The 19,638-nt window shown below is 33.1% G+C and carries 13 protein-coding genes; 3 read left to right on the top strand and 10 right to left on the bottom strand.

From position 1 onward, the window contains the following. The first annotated feature begins 87 nt into the window (after positions 1 to 87). From NLJ00_RS15380 to NLJ00_RS15370, 3 genes are all read left to right on the top strand, one after another. The gene (locus NLJ00_RS15380; RefSeq protein WP_256634447.1) at positions 88 to 768 is read left to right on the top strand and encodes a YiiX family permuted papain-like enzyme; all 681 of its coding nucleotides are present in this window, start codon (positions 88 to 90) and stop codon (positions 766 to 768) included. Between the two features lie 88 nt (positions 769 to 856). Then, positions 857 to 1,309, top strand: coding sequence for a ubiquinone biosynthesis protein COQ4 (locus tag NLJ00_RS15375; RefSeq protein WP_256634446.1), 453 nt, complete (start codon positions 857 to 859; stop codon positions 1,307 to 1,309). Between the two features lie 5 nt (positions 1,310 to 1,314). Further along, positions 1,315 to 1,620: a hypothetical protein gene (locus NLJ00_RS15370; RefSeq protein WP_256634445.1), complete on the top strand. Its 306-nt coding sequence runs from the start codon at positions 1,315 to 1,317 to the stop codon at positions 1,618 to 1,620. A 75-nt stretch (positions 1,621 to 1,695) separates the two neighbouring features. Here the strand turns inward: NLJ00_RS15370 and NLJ00_RS15365 are convergent, their stop codons facing one another. From NLJ00_RS15365 to NLJ00_RS15320, 10 genes are all read right to left on the bottom strand, one after another. After that, entirely contained in the window at positions 1,696 to 3,090 is a 1,395-nt protein-coding gene (locus NLJ00_RS15365; RefSeq protein ID WP_256634444.1) for a M20/M25/M40 family metallo-hydrolase, read from the bottom strand. 169 nt (positions 3,091 to 3,259) lie between these two features. Further along, the gene (locus NLJ00_RS15360) at positions 3,260 to 5,170 is read right to left on the bottom strand and encodes a discoidin domain-containing protein (RefSeq protein WP_256634443.1); all 1,911 of its coding nucleotides are present in this window, start codon (positions 5,168 to 5,170) and stop codon (positions 3,260 to 3,262) included. Positions 5,171 to 5,228: 58 nt separating this feature from the next. Continuing rightward, the gene (locus tag NLJ00_RS15355) at positions 5,229 to 6,014 is read right to left on the bottom strand and encodes a glycerophosphodiester phosphodiesterase family protein (protein ID WP_256634442.1); all 786 of its coding nucleotides are present in this window, start codon (positions 6,012 to 6,014) and stop codon (positions 5,229 to 5,231) included. Between the two features lie 89 nt (positions 6,015 to 6,103). Next, on the bottom strand, positions 6,104 to 8,404 hold the full coding sequence (bglX, locus tag NLJ00_RS15350; RefSeq protein WP_256634441.1) for a beta-glucosidase BglX: 2,301 nt from the start codon (positions 8,402 to 8,404) through the stop codon (positions 6,104 to 6,106). Positions 8,405 to 8,414: 10 nt separating this feature from the next. Then, complete coding sequence (locus NLJ00_RS15345) at positions 8,415 to 9,128, bottom strand: carboxylesterase family protein (RefSeq protein WP_256634440.1); 714 nt, start codon at positions 9,126 to 9,128, stop codon at positions 8,415 to 8,417. 13 nt (positions 9,129 to 9,141) lie between these two features. Then, positions 9,142 to 10,515 carry a glucoamylase family protein gene (locus NLJ00_RS15340; RefSeq protein ID WP_256634439.1) on the bottom strand — a complete coding sequence of 458 codons (1,374 nt, stop codon included), beginning with the start codon at positions 10,513 to 10,515 and terminating at the stop codon, positions 9,142 to 9,144. 68 nt (positions 10,516 to 10,583) lie between these two features. Then, positions 10,584 to 12,044 carry a RagB/SusD family nutrient uptake outer membrane protein gene (locus tag NLJ00_RS15335; RefSeq protein WP_256634438.1) on the bottom strand — a complete coding sequence of 487 codons (1,461 nt, stop codon included), beginning with the start codon at positions 12,042 to 12,044 and terminating at the stop codon, positions 10,584 to 10,586. A gap of 4 nt (positions 12,045 to 12,048) precedes the next feature. After that, on the bottom strand, positions 12,049 to 15,057 hold the full coding sequence (locus tag NLJ00_RS15330) for a SusC/RagA family TonB-linked outer membrane protein (protein ID WP_256634437.1): 3,009 nt from the start codon (positions 15,055 to 15,057) through the stop codon (positions 12,049 to 12,051). A gap of 244 nt (positions 15,058 to 15,301) precedes the next feature. Further along, the gene (locus tag NLJ00_RS15325; protein ID WP_256634436.1) at positions 15,302 to 18,046 is read right to left on the bottom strand and encodes a helix-turn-helix and ligand-binding sensor domain-containing protein; all 2,745 of its coding nucleotides are present in this window, start codon (positions 18,044 to 18,046) and stop codon (positions 15,302 to 15,304) included. 101 nt (positions 18,047 to 18,147) lie between these two features. Continuing rightward, complete coding sequence (locus tag NLJ00_RS15320; RefSeq protein WP_256634435.1) at positions 18,148 to 19,332, bottom strand: acetate/propionate family kinase; 1,185 nt, start codon at positions 19,330 to 19,332, stop codon at positions 18,148 to 18,150. Positions 19,333 to 19,638 lie beyond the last annotated feature (306 nt).

Genomic DNA, 19,638 nt, shown 5'->3' with positions numbered 1-19,638 from the left:
TAAAAATAGTTATCATTTATTTGGTAACTATTTTTTTTATTATTTACTTTGTAACTCAAAGTACTTTATTTACTATTTGAACACATCATGAAAAAACAAAAATATATTTTCCTTATCATCACATTCGCACTAAGTTTTGGCTTAGCGCTATTTGTGGCTATGAAAGTTTTTCCAAATAATCCGTTTTCAAAAACAAAGACGGAAACGAAAACTGAATCGAGTAAAATTCAGGATGGAGATATTATATTTCAAACTTCACAATCTCCTCAATGCGAAGCAGTACGAATTGCAACTAATTCTAAATTTTCTCATTGCGGAATTATTTACAATGTAAACGGAAATTGGTTTGTTTTTGAAGCCGTTCAACCTGTAAAACTTACGCCTTTTGATGAATGGATTCAGCACGGAAAAAACAATAAATATGTGGTAAAACGATTAAAAAATGCTGATAAAGTTTTAACTCCGGCTGTTCTTGAAAAAATGAAAGAGTACAGCCAGCAGTTTGATGGAAAAGAATATGACGCTTATTTTGAATGGACAGATACTAGAATTTATTGTTCTGAATTGGTTTGGAAGATATATAAAAACGCCGCCGGAATCGAGCTTTCAAAACTAAGAGAATTGAAGAGTTTTAATTTAGAAGACCCAAGAGTTCAAAAAATATTAAAAGAAAGATATGGCAATGAAATTCCGTTAGAAGAAAAAGTGGTTGCCCCTTCTGACCTTGACGATTCAAATTTGCTTAAAACTATAATTGATAATTATTAAAATTAGATAAAAGCTAATTTTAAAACCAATTAGCTTTTTTATTTCATTATTTACTTTGAAATTCAAAGAACTTTTAACTAACCAAAACATGAGAGATTATTTAATTGAAAGATTATACGAAACCACTAAAAAGCCATATCAAAAGTATTTTAAAAAGAATGAACCTTGGGAAATCAATAAAAACGAATTAATGAATTTCCCTAAAGATAGTTTAGGCTATGGTTTAGGAAATTTTCTCTTCAAAAATCATTTTGACATTCAGGAAAAACTGGAAGATCATGATATTATTCATGTTTTAACGAATACTGGAATTTCTGTTTATGAGGAAATCGGGATGCAGTATTATCTTCTTGGTAACGGAAAAAGAAGCTTGTATTTGTTTATGGTTATTTTAACTGGAACGATATTTTATCCGAAGAAAATAAAATATTTCACACACCAATTTAAAAGAGGAAAACAAGCACATTCGTTCTATTATCTGGATTTTTCAAAAATGCTTTTGATGCCTATCGAATCTATTCAACAAACATTTAAAATTTAAAACTTATGAAAACAATCAACCATAAAACATTTGAAGAAAAACAATCTACTGAGTTAGCAATTGGAACTTTCATTATCATTACAATACTATTTATACTTTATATTGTCACAAATCAAAGTCCAAATATCCTTGTAATTGCCTGGCCATTTGCTTTTTCGGCAATAATAGTAAATGCGATAATGTTCATTCATTTAACTGACCGATTCATTCATCTTCCCGAACAAAGAAGAGATATTGCAGTTAAAATTTTAATTCTGCTTTCTAATATTCCAATTACGTTTTTCTATTATTTATTAGTTATGAAAAATTAAATTTAGAATTTCATCAAATAAAAAAGCTGCGAGTATAAACTCGCAGCTTTTAAATATTTTTCGATTTTAAAAATCTTAGTTTGCAGAAGGAAGAACAATTCCTGTTTGATCAATTAAATAAAGTAACGAAGTCATTGTTGCTGCTCCAAGTTCTAATTCTCTTTTGTTGATGGCATCAAATTTATCGTTTGCTGCATGGTGATAATCAAAATAACGCTGAGAATCTGGTTTTAATCCTGCTTTAACAATTGCTTTAGACGTTAAATGATTAATATCTGAACCCGCATGCCCTATTGTAAAACTATGTACTAAATAAGGCTCAAAAAAGTCTTTAAACCCTTGTATTTTTTTCAAATTTGCATCATCAGCTTCAATAGAAAATCCTCTTGGAGAAAATCCACCTGAATCACTTTCTAATGCAAAAATATGGTTTTCATTGTTTTGTTTTGAAAGCTCTTCATACTTAGCACCACCTTTTCCACCATTTTCTTCGTTCATAAATAATACTACACGAATTGTATTTTTTGGTTTGTAATTTAAGTTTCTAAGAATACGGATAGCTTCCATACTTTGTACTACTCCTGCTCCATCATCATGAGAACCATCGGCTAAATCCCAAGAATCTAAGTGTCCGCCCACAACCATAATGTTTGATGGGTTTACAGATCCTGTTAATTCTCCAACTACGTTATGAGATAATACATCTGGCAATGTTTCGCAAGATTGTTTGAAATAAAATTTTACAGCTGGATTTACTTTTAAAGTTTTACTTAATAATTCAGCTCCATTTGTACTAATTGCTGCGGTTGGAATATATTGCTCTTTTGGCAAATCACCATAACTCTGCGCTCCTGTATGAGGGAAATCGTCTAAACGTAAATTCATTGAACGAACAATTGTTCCCACAGCTCCTAGTTTCGCAGCTTCTTTTGCACCGGCATATCTTTGGTCTACACACGCACCATATGAGGTAAAAGTTTCGATATTTTCAGGATTCATTGGTCTGTTATAAAAAACAATTTTTCCTTTTACTTTATCAGCACCTAATTCGTTCAATTCTTTAATTCCTTGTACTTCAATTATTTCTGCTGTAAGTCCAGTTTTTGGAGTAGCAACAGATCCGCCTAATGCACAAATTGGCACAGCAGTTTTTACTTTTCCATCTACGATAAAAGCAGTTTCTTTTTCACCGCGAACCCAGTGAGGAACCATAACTTCCTGCAGATAAACTTTATCAAGTCCAAGAGTTTCTAATTGTCTTTTTGTATACTCAACAGCTTCTGCAGCACCTTTTGATCCAGATAAACGGCTTCCGATATCATTTGAAAGATATTCTAACCAAGAATAACATTTAGCTTCGGTTAAAGCTTTTTTATAAAATAATTTAATGTTTTTTTCATCATTTGACTGAGCAAAAGATGCGGTCAATCCATTTAAAACTAATGCAGTTAAAAGAATCGTTTTTTTCATAATTTTAATAACATTTTGGGGTTATGTTGCTTTTTTGGCTTCTCTTACAAAGAAACAAAATTCTGTAGAACTGTCAGAGTTTTTTCGCAGCCTTTTCTCAAAAAAAAACTCTAATTATAAACCTTTTTTGTTCATAATTAGAGTTTTTCTTATTTTCTTTAAAATAATGTTACTTTACTTCGATAATCTTATTTTTTGTACCGATTCCGTTTTCATTAAAAGGCTCAATTGTAAAATAATACTTTGTTCCTTTGTCTAAACCTCTAAAATCGTACGTGTTATCTCCATAAACCATAATACTGTTGTATAATTTATCCGGAGTAATTCCGTAATAAATATTATATCCTACAGCATCATTTTGTTTTTTCCACGAAATCATAGCGTTTCTTGAATCTGCTTTATTTCTGTCTACTTTAAAAGATGAAATTGCTTTTGGTTTTTCTGATAATCCATTTCCAAAAACCCTGAAATCAGAAATGGCAAACAAGCCAGATGCATTGTGAATGTTAACCATTTTGATGTAACGCGCTTTAAATGATTTTGTTAATTCAACATAATCATGCGGAGCATCTTTATCGTTTTTAGATTTATCAACCACCAAAGTCCAGTTTTGCGCATCATCAGACATAAAAATTTTATACTGGTAATAAATATCCATTGCCTTATTATACTGAGTTGCTTTATGGTCAGCATAATTAATTTGCAAAGCCTTAATTTCCATTTGACGGCCTAAATCCATTTGAAGCCATTCATCTGGATTGCCTGTTTTTGCAGACCAATATGTTTGGATATTTTCATCGGTTAAATTTTCAGGACCATAACAAAATTTCTCGTAGACTTTTTTTCCGCCGTTATCCATTCTGTGTGTTTCAACTTCCAAACATTCTTCAGAAGAAGAAACGGTTACAGGCTTTTTATAAGAAAGCAGCATCCATCCAGATGAAGCTCCTTTTGTCTGATCACGATTACCTGTTGGAAGAACGATTGGAAAATCTCCATAAGACGTTATCGAATACATGACATCATCTTTATCAAAGCCTGCCGGAAACATATCGATACGACGCTCAAAACGATCTTTTATAGATATTTTACATGTTCCTGTGTTCCAATAATTTCCGTAATTATCTGCAAAAGTATTTCCGTGTCCTGCACCAATTACAAATCCGCCGGGTTTATATGACATTGGATTGTGTTTTTGATAGGTAAATGGCCCAAGCGGATTATCGCCAACATGAACTCCGTTTGCATAACCTTTAAATTCGGTTGCAGGCGCGCCATATTGCATATAATATTTTCCGTTGTGTTTAGTCATCCACGCCCCTTCAATGAAATTTCCCCAAGGTGCAGGTTCCATATCATTATTTGGACCAAAACGTTCCCAGCCGTGCGCTGCAGGATCTAAAATAGCAACTTCTTTGATCTGCCCATACGGACGCTGAATATCTTCTACTTCTGTTGCTTTGTATAATTGTGCATAATCGGCCTGATTTCCTTTTGGAAGCCATGTATTATAATCAACCTCTGTACCTACAAGCGGCAATTTTCCGCTTGAACCGTAATACATATATACTTTTTTATCATCATCCTGAAAGATCGCTGGATCCCAAGTTGGCAGCATAGCTTTGTCTACGTGACGTGTCCATCTTCCTGATTTTGGATCGGCAGTTTTCCAAATTGGGTGATCTCTATTCCATGTTGAACCCACATAAAATAAAGTATCATTTACAACCCATGCCGCAGGAGCGCATTGGTCGTCGTCGCCGGGTTTTCTTTGAAAACTTCCGTAAACGAAATTCCAGTCTGACATGTCTTTACTCCAAAAGAAACCTGCCTGATTCGTCGCAAATAAATAGTATTCTCCTTTATACGTAATAATTACCGGATCGGCGCTTGAACGACGTGATTCAGGGATTCCGTTATGATTGTGAGTAGTAAAATTGTATCCAATATTGATTGGGTTACAATATGTCGTTGCGGGTTTATTTGGGTCAAACCAATCTGTTTTTCCGGGAATATTTGCTTTTTGCGACCAAATACTTGTTGTACAGGCAACCAAAAGCAATACGAATATCTTTTTCATTTGTATTCTTTTTAAGTTTATATAGAATTCAATCTCTTAGTAAAATGATAATGAAAATCTATTTCTTCTCTTTTAATTTTTCGCTTAAAAGTTCAGGTTCGTTTGTGGTAATGTAATTGAATTTGTTGGCTATAATCCAATCCATATCATCGGCTTCGTTAACTGTCCATGCATTTAGAATTATATTATTCTCTTTTGCTTCTTTAATCCATTCCGGATGTTTTTTAAACACTGAATAATGATAATCAACACCGTTAATATTATCTGCTTTTACTTCTTTTGGAGATTTATTTCCTTCTAAATACTGTAAAACGGTTTTCTGGTCAACTTGTCTAATTTGTTTTAGAATTTCATAGTCGAAACTTATATAGCAGGTGTTTTTATCTGCTTTTAGCTTTTTAATGATTTCAACAGACATTAACGCCGTTTTTTGTCCTCTTTCTTTACTAATTTCCGAAGGTTTTATTTCGCAGACTAAAAGAGTTTGTTTGTTATTCTTTTTTCCTTCTGAAATATATTCATGTAATGTTGGAAGTTTTTCTCCGTTAGAAAGTTTAAATTTTATTAAGTCAGCATAATTGGTTTCTTCAATAAGCAATTTGTTATAATGCGCATCGTGATTGATTACAAGCGAATCATCAGCGGTTCTCCAAACGTCAAATTCTGATCCGGGTAATTTTAAATCAATAGCATGTCTTAGAGATGCGATCGAATTTTCAGGAAGGTTATTTTTTTTCCATGCGCCGCGATGTGCCACTATTGCATTCTCCTTTACACAGCATGATTGAAAAACAATTATTACTGCTAAAAAAAGTAGTATTCTGAGTGCTTTAATAGTCTTCATTATTTTAAAATTATGTTTTATAAAAATGTTGTTTTATAAAAAAAGCCCTCCGTCAACCAAACGGAGGGCCTTACTAATCAATAAACCAACTATTTAGTTAACTCAAAACTAACTTTCTTGTCGGCAGTTGAATTTCCTCCAACGAAAATATCAAACTGTCCAGGTTCTGCTGCGAATTGCAAATCAGAATTATAAAATTTTAAATCCTCAACAGTAATGTCAAAACTTACTGTTTGTTTTTCACCTTTTTTAAGTGCAATTTTTTGGAAACCTTTCAATTCTCTAACTGGTCTTGTTACTGAACCAACTAAATCTCTAATGTATAATTGAACTGTTTCTTTTCCGTCAAAATTTCCAGTATTTGCTACGTCAACTGTTACTTTTAATTTTCCGCTGAAATTCATTTTATCAGAAGAAATTTTAAGGTTTGAATAATCAAAAGTCGTATAACTTAAACCAAATCCGAATGGGAATAAAGGTTCGTTTCTTTCGTCAATATAGTTTGATCTGAATTTTTCGAATTTTCCTTCTGTGTTAGAAAGCGGTCTTCCTGTATTTTTGTGTGCGTAGTAAATTGGTAACTGACCAACGCTTCTTGGGAAAGTTGTTGTCAATTTTCCAGAAGGATTTACATCTCCAAATAAAACGTCAGCAATGGCATAACCCGCTTCTGTACCAGCAAACCAAGCATTTAAAATGGCAGGAACTGTTTTTTCTTCGTCAGTAATCACTAACGGACGTCCGTCAAATAAAACTACAACAACTGGTTTTCCAGTTTTTAATAAGGCGTTTAATAAATCTTTTTGTGCTTGTGGAATTTCTAAATTCGTACGGCTGCTTGATTCTCCGCTCATTTCTGCAGATTCTCCTATTGCAGCAATAATAACATCAGATTGTTGTGCTACTTTTAAAGCTTCTGCTAATAATTCTTCTTTTGAACGTGCATCACGGTGTAATGTTTTCCCAAACATTGTTGCTTTAGTTTCAAATTCTTCGTCGTAATCTAAATTACTTCCTTTAGCATATAAAACTTTTGTTGATGGTCCTGCAACTTCTTTAATTCCTGCCAATAATGAAACGGCATTTTCCATTCTTGTAGCAACACTCCATGTTCCCGGCATGTTTTCTTTAGCATCTGCCAAAGGCCCGATTAAACCAATTGTTCCTGATTTTTTAAGAGGTAATAATTGATTTTGGTTTTTTAACAATACCAATGATTGTGCAGCGATTTGACGTGCTTCTTTTCTGCTGTCTGTTGTAAAAATCTCCGTTTTAGCTCTTTTTTCGTCGCAATATTTATATGGATCCTGGAATAATCCTAAGTCATATTTTGCTTCTAAAATAAGTCTAACCGCATTGTCAATTGTTTCGATAGAAACTCTTTTCTCATCTAATGATTTTTTCAAAGTTCCTAAGAAACCTTCTCCAACCATATCCATTTCAACTCCAGCGTTTAATGCTAAAGCAGAAACGTCCTGAAGGTTACCCATTCCGTGCTCGATCATTTCAGGAATTCCTGTAAAATCTGTTACTACGAAACCTTTAAAACCCCATTGTTTTCTTAAAACATCTGTCATCAACCATTTGTTTCCTGTTGCAGGAATTCCGTCAATTTCATTGAAAGAAGCCATAACCGATCCTACTCCAGCGTCAACAGCTGCTTTGTAAGGTGGAAAATAGTCATTAAACATTCTGATATGACTCATATCAACTGTGTTATAGTCACGTCCACCTTCTGGTGCTCCGTACAATGCGAAGTGTTTTACACAGGCTAAAATTGAGCTATTTTTTGAAAGATCGTGCTGTTGGTATCCGTTAACCATTGCTTTAGCAATCTGGCTTCCTAAGTATGGATCTTCTCCTGAACCTTCAGAAACTCTTCCCCAGCGCGGGTCACGAGAGATATCTACCATTGGCGAAAATGTCCAGTTGATTCCGTCTGCACTTGCTTCTTTTGCAGCAATCTGCGCACTTCTTTCTATTAAAGCCATATCCCAGGTACAAGATAATCCTAACGGAATTGGGAATGTTGTTTCGTAACCGTGAATAACGTCCATACCAAAAAGTAATGGAATTTTTAAACGGCTTTGTTCGACAGCGATTTTTTGTACTTCTTTAATTTTTTGTACTGATTTTATATTGAACAAACCGCCCACTTTTCCTTCTGCGATATTTTTTGCAACGTTTGAGCTGTTTGCTTGTCCTGTTGTAATATCACCAGATGTTGGTAAATTTAACTGTCCTAATTTTTCTTCTAACGTCATTTTTGACATTAATTCTGCTACAAACTCTGACTTAGGTTTAATTTTCACTGTACTTTTTGTGCTCTTTTTTTGAGCGTAACCCAAAACAGCACATCCTAAAAAAAGTAAGACTAATTTGTTTTTCATTCTATAATATTTATTTGTTCGTATTCGATTTTTTCTGTTTCAACATCCAGTCATAAATTTCGGGATTGTCGTAAACTCGTGTCCAGCTGTCGTGTCCAGCATCATCAAAAATAGTTAACTCAACATCTTTTGCATTACATTTTTTTAATTCTTTGTAAACGCTTATGGCATAATCTACTTTTACCACATCATCTAATAATCCGTGGAAAATTCTGGTTGGAATATTGGCTATTTCACAAGTTTTTTCTAACTGAATTAAATCTACAAAGCCAGCGACAGGTACGTTTGCGGCAAATAGATCCGGATGTGCAAAAGCCAAATTCCACGAAGCCCAGCCTCCTGAGCTCAAACCAGTAACATATATTCGTTCTGAATCAATTTTATTCTCTTTCTGAATTTTTAAAATCAGTTCGTAAATTGATTCTGTATCCCAATTCTCCTCTTCTTTGCATTGCGGAGCTAAAACATAAGCATCTAACTGATGCGTTTTTAGATATTTAAAAGGTCCATGAATTTTTACTTTTTCAATATCTGTCCCTTTTTCTCCATCTCCTGAAATAAAAACTATTAATGGCTTTTTATCTTTTGTATTGGCTGGTTTGTGTAATATGTAGCCTAATTCACTATTCGTTACAATAACTGTTTTTATTTTTCCAGTGGTTTCACTTTGTGCAAAACCTAATGCAGAAATAAACAGCAATAATAGACCTAGTTTGTATTTCATAATAGATTATTTCTTAAATACCGTATTTTCCTGATGTAAAGCCAAGTTTTTTTAGACCTTGTTTTACTTCTGGTGCATTCATAAATAACTTCCACAATAAACCAGTTCTGTAGTTTTCTATCATTACTACTTCAGGTCCTTGATCAATAGCTAAATAACGTTTTGCAACCCAATTGTTTCCTAAACTTAGAGCGTCATAAAAACCAGCTTCTCCCCAAGTTTCTTTTTTATGATTGTCATATAAGTTTCGGATTACTGCCATTGATTCTTTTGGTGTGTATACTATAGAACTTATTGCTGCAGTTGGTGAAATAACTTCCTGATCATTACTTGGCATGTGGGCATTATAACCAATAGATTCATCAGGATTTCTTGAATAAGATGCTGTTAATCCCCAATAATCTGCTCCGTAACCTTTTACTTTCTTTGGGTTTTCTATTGCGTATTGGTAATTTATTTTGGTTTGATTTACGTTCAAATCCCAATAATTCGCGTATTTATCTTTCAATTGATTTGGATCTAAACCAACATAAGAATAATGTGCCCAAAATAAAGGACCTCCAAATTCTTCTGCTCCATTGTGTTTTAAAACTAACGGAATGTTATATTTTGTTTTAGAAGAAACAATTCCACCGCTTCTCGCCCATCCTTCGTGATATGCTTTTGCATCTATTGTATGCGTTGGAGATGAAGCTGCCATAACGTAGGTAATCAAACATTCATTATATCCTTGTAGTGGAAAATTCATTTCCCAGGCATAACTTGGCGACCAGTGCCAGTATAAAACATTTTTATTGTTTGTATACCACTGCCAGTCAACGCCTTTCCAAAGTACATCGTATTTTTGCGCTACAGCTTTTTCTTTTTCAGAGCCATCTTTAAGATATTCACGAACTGTAATCATCCCTGCAACCAAGAATGAAGTTTCGACTAAATCGCCGCCATTATCCTTGGTTCCAAAAGGTTTTACTTTTCCTGTATTTCCATCGATCCAATGTGACCATGCGCCATGAAAACGATCTGCTTTGCCTAAAAAATCTGCAATTTTGTTAAGTCTTTCTACCCCTTGTTCTTTTGTGATATAACCTTGAGACATTCCTGAAACCAAGGCCATTAATCCAAAACCTGAACCTCCTGTTGTAACGATATTTGAATCGTTTTCAGGATAAACTCCGTCTGGATGAAAACGTTCTCTGGCTAATCCGGAATTTGGTTCTGCATAATCCCAGAAGTATTTAAAAGTTTGTTTTTGAACAGCATCAAGAAGCTGTTCATCTGTTAATGCAACACCAGAAGTATTTTCTTCTGCATTTCCTTTTGATTTCTCAGCATTGGATCCACAACTAAAAAAAGTAAAAGCTAAAAATAAAACTGAAATTCTAATCATTATAAAAATTTAAATATTGAATAAATAATCACTTCCTTCAAAAGTTTGAAGGAAGTGATTTTAAGATTTTAGTAACCGCCTGGGTTTTGAGATGAATATCCTACTGCTTGTTGAAGGAAACTAGATGGGATTGGATATAATTCGTGTTTTCCAACCACAAATGTTTTACCGTCTGCTGCCATAGCTGCCTCTGCCTGACCAGTTCTAATAATATCAAACCATCTGTCGTGTTCAAAAGCAAGTTCTACTCTTCTTTCTTTGTAGATTGCTTTTCTTACATCTGTTTGAGATACTGCAGGAGTATCACCTAAATTAGCTCTGTGTCTTACCTGATTTAATAAAGGGATAGCAGCTGCTGTCTGTCCTAATTCATTTAAAGCTTCGGCTTTCATTAATAAAACCTCAGCATATCTCAAATATCTAAGATTTGTATCTGTAAATTCCTGATTGTAAAAAGCTGATGAATATGCTTTATAATTATATCTAGGATTGCTAACTGTTGAAGCTACTTCTCTTCCATCATACAAAGTTGTTCCTCTAAAGATAATTGTTGCATTTTTTCTAACGTCACCTGGCTCATACGCATTTGCTAAACCTTCTGTTGGTGTATTGAAGCCCCAGCCCCAGCCTCCAGCTCCTCGAGGTGCTTGAGATACTGAATAATTTCCAATTCCAAATCCTGGAGAAGAAGTTCCTCCAATTCCATTAATTTCAAAAATTGATTCTGAACCAAATTCTCCTTCCTTTTTAAACTGTAAAGAATAATCTGAAACTAAAGTATATCCAGTCACTTTATCACAATTATCAACTACTTTCTGCCAGTTTTTTTGATATAAATTTACTTTAGCCAATAATGCATAAGCAGATCCTTTTGAAACTCTTGCAACATCTTTACCAGTATAAGTAGATTTTAATGGTAATGTTTCAATCGCTCTGTTTAGATCACTTTCAATAAAAGCATAAACTTCTGCCGGAGTTTTACGGGTCAATTGCATAATTTTATCATCTCCGTTTCCTGGAATTGGTAAATGATCTACAATAGGCACTCCTCCAAATCCTTTTACCAAAGTAAAATACATAAATGCTCTTAAAAATTTAGATTCACCTTCTAATCTGTTTTTTAAGGAGGGAGTTACTTTATCTAATTTTGGTAAAATTGCAAGTGCTTGATTAGCTCTATTGATACCTGCATAATTATAATCCCAAATACTTTTAAATGAAGGTGTTGAGGCATTATAAGTTAAATTGTCTAAAACATCTTTATCTGTTCCTGTATCTCCCGGATCTGAACCTTTATCTGCATCGTCTGAAATAATGCTCGTAGCTCCATTCCATGCAAATGACGACATATCCCAAGATAAAAACACATTATAAATTCCGTTTATCATTGTTGTTGCGTCCTGATCATTATTAATTAACTCCGGATCAGCAGGTTTATTTTCGGTTGGACTTACATCTAAAAAATCATCTGAACATCCAGATAAAAGCAGAGATGTTAGCACAAAAAGTGATATATATATCTTTTTCATAATATTAAAATTTTAAATTAGCCCCAATTACAAATGTTTTTAATGCCGGGTATGCATCCAACTCAATTCCTTGAGTTCCTTTAATCACTTCACCATCTCCAACAACTTCAGGAGAAAATCCTGAGAATTTTTGACTAATAAATGGGTTCATAGCATTTACATAAATTCTGCAATAGTTAATAAATCCATCTTCATTAAGAGGCAGTTTATATCCTAACGTGATATTATTGATTCTAAAATAATCCGCAGATTCTAAATAATAAGTAGATGCAACTGGAACTTGGTTAAATGGCGCAGGGTTTGATGCATTAGTATTTGTTGGAGTCCAATAATCATTAAGAAGAGATGTTTCTACATTTTCTCCATAAAAACGCTGCGATTTTTTACCATTGTAAACTTTAGCTCCTGCTGTACCATAACCGTCTACAGAGAAATCAATTCTTTTATAATTTACACCTAATGTGATTCCATAGTTAGAACTTGGTAAAACTGTACCTACATATTTTCTATCACGGTTTTGGTCTAAAGCTCCTTGAGCAACTTTATCTCCATTAGCATTATAGTACAACATCTGTCCATTTGCTGGATCTACACCTGCGTATTCATAAATGTAGAAGCTTCCGAGTGGTCTACCTACTGAAGTATTATCTAATACTTTTGTAACCTGACCATTTCCTAATGAACCTCCATTAGTTTGTGCAATTTGAACATCTTTTAAGCTAGATAGTTCATTTTTATTATGAGAATAGTTTCCTCCTATCCAATAACTTAAATTATCATTTATTTTGTCATCCCAACGTAATGAAACCTCAATACCTTTATTAGATACTTCTCCCACATGAGTTGGAGACTCTTTTGTAATTCCTGAAGGTGAATATGGCAAAACATTTAAGATTGCATTAGTTGTATTTTTATCATAAACATCAAAAGTTCCTTTTAATCTATTTTGGAAAAGTTCAATATCAAATCCTAAAGATGATTCTTCTACAATTTCCCATCCTAAGTTTGGATCAATTTGTGAAGTATTAGTAATACCTGTTTCATTATTATAGTCAACTCCGGAAGTGAATGACTGAATGTTCAACGGCACATCCTGATTTCCTAATTTACCCCAAGAGCCTCTTAATTTTAATAAATCCAATCCTTTAATATCAGACAAGAAACTTTCTTTGGTTACAATCCATCCTAAACCAACTGATGGAAATGTACCCCAACGATTAGCTTCTGAAAATTGTGAAGATCCATCACGTCTCAAAGTACCAGTTAGTAAATATCTATCCATTAATTTATATTGGAAACGTCCAAAATAAGAAGCTAATCTTCTTTGATTGATAGCCTCATCTTTATACCCTGTTACATTAGTTCCATATGGTACACCGCCTAATGACCAATAATTAGAATTTGCATCTACATTTTTTCTATCAATTGATAATTTTTCTCTTGTACCTATTACGTTGGCTTCAATACCCGCAGTAACTTCGATATCATGAATTTCACCAAATACTTTGTTATAAGTTAAATAGTTTGATAAATTCCAATTGAAATATTGATCTCTATTTCTTGTCAATGTATTTTTATTCAAAGTGTTTGAATCATAAGCTGATTCAACTCTTGTAGGATCAGCTGCCAGCCACAAAGCTAAATTATCAACATAATTATACTGTTTGTAAGTATAATATTCTCCATTAAACTGTGATGTAAACTTTAACGATTTAAGAATATCCCAATCTAATTTTAATCCACCCTGTAAAATCACAGTTTGTTGTTGCTCATTATTATAATCTAAAGCAACTACTGGATTTCCAACTGAATTAAATGAATCACCACTTTCAGATATAACTCCGTTATTTTCAAACGGAACACCATATTTTCCACTTGGGAAACGTACAGGCACAAGTGGAGATTGTCTGTAAGCAGAAGTAAAAGCACTTAAAGGCTTAGGTGTATTTTTTATAGAACTTACACTAAAGTTTTGCGTTAATCTAAGTTTTTCTGAAATTTTGAACTCATTATTACTTCTAAATGTAGTACGCCCATAATCAGTTCCATTCAAAATACCTTTTTCTTCGTAATTACCAGCACTTAAAAAATATTTGATATTTTCTGAAGATCCAGAAAGTGAGATATTATTTTGAGAATAAGTACCTGTTCTTGTTATCTCATCAAACCAATTCGTATTATATGGCTGATTTGTAGAAAATCTTCCGCTTGGATATTGAGCAGAAAAAGCGGCATTACTATATTGAATGTATTGATCACTATTGGCCATTTTTACCTTTTTTAAAGGCGTTCTAAAACCTGTATAGCTGTCAACATCAACAACAAGCTTTCCTTTACCCGCTTTAGTTGTGATCATGATTACTCCATTTGCCCCTCTTGTTCCATAAATTGCAAGGGCAGAAGCATCTTTCAAAATCTCATAAGAAGTAATATCATTAGTATTGATATTGTTGATGTTATCAGTAGGCATACCGTCAACAACGTATAAAGGATTTCTTCCTCCTAATGCTGTACCTACACCTCTAATAATAACAGAAGGTTTACTTCCTGGAGCATCCGAAGTTGCTACTTGTACCCCCGCAGCTTTACCCTGAATAGCTTGCGAAGCATTAAGAACCTTCATTTTAGTAATTTCCTCAGATTTGATTGAACTTACTGCTGAAGTATTATCAATCTTTTTTCTAGTACCGTATCCAATTACAACAACTTCTTTTAAAGCAGTGTCAGCTGATTCTTTTAAAGTAATTGTCATTGGTGCGGTAGTTGCCGGTACAGAAACTGGATCAAAACCTAACATAGAGACTTTTAAAATGTCTCCAGGTTTAGCATTGATGGTAAAGTTTCCGTCGAAATCTGCATCAGCAGTTGCTCTGGCATCAGATGAAGCGATAACCGCTCCGGGAATTCCCATTCCGCTGCTGTCAACTACTTTCCCTTTAATTGCTTGTGCTTGTCCAGACATATAGGCTGGCAATAATAAGAGCACAAATAAGCTAAAAATAAAATTTTTCATACAGTTTGTATTCGTTTAAGTTAGTAGAGCCAAATTAAGCAATTACAACGTTGTAGTACATCAAATACCACTACAGCATAGCTACATCATTGTGTTAAAACACAAGCGTATCCTAATGATTATCAGTATCATAAATGTTAAATTAATTTCATTAACATAACCTTATGATGTAGTAATGATGTATTGGAATTATGTAAATTTTGATGTAGAAAAATATAAATTCTGTAAAAAACAAACTCAAATCTTACAGAGTTAATAAAAACTTGGATAGGTTTTCCTCCTGAGTCAGATTTAATTTCTTTCTGAGGCGATATCTGTGCAATTCTACGCCTCTAAAAGAGATGTTCATCATAGGTGCAATTTCCTTCGAAGAAAGGTTCATTTTAAGGTAAACACACAGTTTTATATCCTTTGGAGTTAAGTGAGGATATTTTTTAGAAAGGTTTATAATAAACTCATTATGGATTTGATTTAAATTAGTCTCAAATATTTCCCATTCGTGTTTATTTACTTCATTTATCTTGATTGCTTTTTTAATTTCGCTTTTAAGTTTATTGAAATCTTTTTCTGAATCTAAAATGCTTTGGATATTTTCAATCATTTCGCTTTGCTTAGCAATTGACAACGATTTTCCGGCAACCTCAGAAGATTTTGTCTGCAGTTCCAGTTCTAAAATATGTTTTTCGTATTCCTGAATATTTAATTCGTTTTCTTTTTTTAATTCCATTTCAAGAATTTCACGCTGGTGTTTTAATTCTTCGGCTTGTAATTTTAATTTTTGGGTATAACGAAGTTTATTCCATTTATAATAGAAAAACAATACTGCCCCTATTAATAACAGATAAAGAAGAATCATCCAAAAAGAGAAATACCACGGCTGTGCAACTTTAAAATCAAAACTGGAAACTTTATCATAATTGGCTCCGTCATGTTTAAAAATTACAACGGAATGCGAACCACTGCTTAAATTATTTAAAACTATTGCCCCATTTGAAATTGGGATATAATTTTTGCCTTTATTTATCTGATAAAATAAATTGGGTTTGCTTGCACCGTAAATTCCGGAAATAACATTTATTCGAAGTTCTGTATTGTGTTTTATTTTCCCTTCGTTTTTCAGCAGTTCGTTATCATTGTAAGCTTCAACTTTAACGCCTTTGTTTTGTTCATTTTGATATCCTAACTGAAGTGAAATAAAACCGTCATCAAGATTGAGTAAATAATGATTCTGACTTCTAAAAATTCTCAGGTTTTCGTTAATCAATTTTCCTTTATAATATTTCTCCTGAATAATATTCCAGATAAATTTATTTTCGTGCGAATAAATGTGATATAGAATTCCGTCCTGAAGCACCATAAAATGATCCTTATCGATTGCTACAACGTCAGAGATGTTTTTGAAATTGGTATTGAACAATTCATTTTCTTCTAATTTATTCGAAATAGAATTAAACGTATACCAAACGTTATTGATTAGAAAAAGTATTTCGTTTCTAAATTCAAAAATCTTAACTCCAAAATCGTTTTTGATTTTACTTTGCTGCGTGATATTTTCAACTTTTACAGTTTTGAAATTATCATCCAGAAAAACCCGATATAATCCGCGATAATTATCGGCTGCCCAAATTTCATTTTTTTTATTTTGGGCTACATACTTAATGGGTTTCGAAAGATCATTTATCCTTATATTCTGAGATAGTTTTGACGCATCATCATAAACTAAAACTCCGCTGTAAGTAGACTGAAAATAAGTATCATTAATAGTACTTTTTGATAAATTCCATCCTCCGCTCACATTATTTATTTTTGCTAAAGCTCCGTTTTCATAGCAAAAAGTTCCGTCATTATGACCTATAACATATTTACTGCCAATTTTGGTAATATTCCAACCCTGTCCTTGCGTGTTTGGGAGCATTTTAAAATTACCCGAATCAAATTCAAAAATTCCATGATTTGAAGCAATTAGATATCCCTTATCAATAGTTGCTACTGAATATACTGATCCCAGAATTCCGGAATTATCATAAAAGAATGAAATAGGAGATTTAACCTCAACATGTGCAAGTCCGTTATCCAGACCCAGCCACAAATCTTCTTCTTTATCAAAACCAATACTTAAAACCGAATTATTCATTAGAACATTATTTCGGTCGATATTTTTAAAAGTATTGTTGCTGAAATCGTATATAAAAACGCCTTTGTTTCCTGTGCCGATAACTAGTTTATTGTTTTTAATAAACTTGGCTACATTAATTCCGTTAGATTTTAAAGTCTCATTTAATGGATTATTCCAGGGTTTTAAACCTCCATTTTCAACAATGAAAATTCCTTTTTTTTGTGTAAAAATATAAGTTTTGTTTTTATCTTTTTCTATGGCATGAACAACCGTGTTTTTTAAAATGTCCCAGCCTTTCGGGTTTGCAATTTTGGAACCTTTCATTTTAAAAAGACCTTTATCTACCGAAGCAACATACAGATCTTTATCAACAACAAAACAGTAAGAAATTAAAAAAGGAAATTTAATTTTTTTAATGTGTTTTCCATCGTAAATAAAAACATCATTGAAAGACTGAAAATACAACGAACCATTAAACCTGAAAATTTTCCAGATTTCTTCATTGTCTTTTTCAGCAAATAAGCGAAGATTTTTGGTAATAGAAACGTAACGCATTTTACCATTTTCTCTGTACCAATAGCCAAATTCCTTGTATGAACCAGAGTAAATTCGGTCTCCTTCAATTAAAATTGAGCGAATAATAGTTTTGTTTGGCAGAGCATATTTTTCCCAAATAACGCCGTCATAACGCAATAAATAATGGTTATTGGCAAAATACATGGCTTTATCTTTACCCTGAGCAACATTCCAGATTTGATTGTCGCCCTGATAGTCTGATTTATTATAATTTTCTACGAAAGGAAGAAGTTCTTGTGCTTGAATTTGAAAAGCAGCGAAAAACAAGAAAATTGATTTTAAAAGTATCGATTTCAAGATATTCGGTTTTAAATTCAAAGATACTGACAAATATTGATTTTTTGGATCAAAAAAAGCTTCTCGATCGAGAAGCTTTCTTTATATTTAAATTTATTTTTCTAATTTTCTAATAACTGATAAACCTGATTTGCGATTTCGTATTCTTCATCAGTTGGAACAACTAAAACTTTAGTTTTTGAATTTGCTGTACTAATTTCTCTTATTTCTTTTGAACGAATTTGATTTTTTTCGGGATCAATTTCAATTCCAAAATAATCCATATCAGTACAAATCAATTTACGCATGTACGAAGAGTTTTCTCCAATTCCTGCCGTAAAAATGATCGCGTCTAATCCGTTTAAAGCTGCTGTATATGAACCTATAGTTTTTCTGATTCTGTAGGCATTCATTAATAAAGCCAATTGACAGTCTTTATTTCCTTCTTCGGCTTTAGATTCGATATCACGAAGGTCGCTGTAACCTGTTAAACCAAGCATTCCGCTTTGTTTCAGTAAAATAGAATTTACTTCATCTGGTGTGTAACCTAAATTTTTAACCATATAAAAAATAACCGATTGATCAATATTGCCGGCACGCGTTCCCATAACCAAACCATTTGCCGGGGAAAATCCCATGGTTGTATCGATACTTTTTCCATCTTTTACAGCTGTCATACTGCAGCCGTTTCCTAAATGGATTGTAATTATTTTCGACCCCTTTTCTAAATAGCCAATGGCCTTTTCTGAAACATATTTATGGCTTGTTCCATGAAAACCATATACACGAACTTTATGTTCTGTTAAAAGGAAATTTGGAATGGCGTATTTATAAGCTTCAACCGGAATTGTCTGATGGAAAGCAGTATCAAAAACGGCTACTTGTTTTGCTCCTGAAAAAATTTCTTCGGCAACATTAATTCCCACTAAATGAGCAGGATTATGAAGCGGAGCCAGCTCTGAAAGCTCTTTTATTTTGTCTTTAACTTCTTCGGTAATTATGGTTGTATTGGAGAAATAACTTCCGCCATGCACTACTCTGTGTCCCACTGCCGTAATTTCTGAAGTTGTTTTTATAACTCCTTTTTCAGGATCAAGAAGCATATCGGCAACCTTTTGCAAACCAATTTTATGGGTTTGAACAGGCAGTATTTCTTCATATGAATTTGAAGCTGTTTTAAACGTAATATTTGATGTTTCTAAACCAATTCTATCGATCATTCCGGTACAAATTACTTCGTTTTCCGGCATAACCATTAATTGGTATTTTATGGATGAACTTCCTGAGTTAATTATAAGTATTTTCATTTTTTATGTTTTTGCCACAAAGGCGCTAAGTCACTAAGTTTATTTTAATTCTGAAGACAGAAATTTTACTTTTTTATTGTTGAGATTAGCACGCGGATAACGCGGATTTACTTCGTAAAGACGCGGATTGAAAAGGATTTTTTATTCGATCAAAAATAAAATCCGTGTAAATCTGCGTTTTCGCGGTAGCGAATCAGTCTCATCCGCGTTCTATTTTTTAATTTTTTATTTCTTGTTGTTGAGATTAGCACGCGGATGACGCGGATTTACTTCGTAAAGACACGGATTAAAACGGATTTTTATTCT

The organism is Flavobacterium panici (genome assembly GCF_024499525.1).
Lineage (GTDB): Bacteria > Bacteroidota > Bacteroidia > Flavobacteriales > Flavobacteriaceae > Flavobacterium > Flavobacterium panici.
The sequence above is the reverse complement of the archived record's forward strand: the minus strand, read 5'-3'. Positions and strand labels throughout refer to the sequence as shown.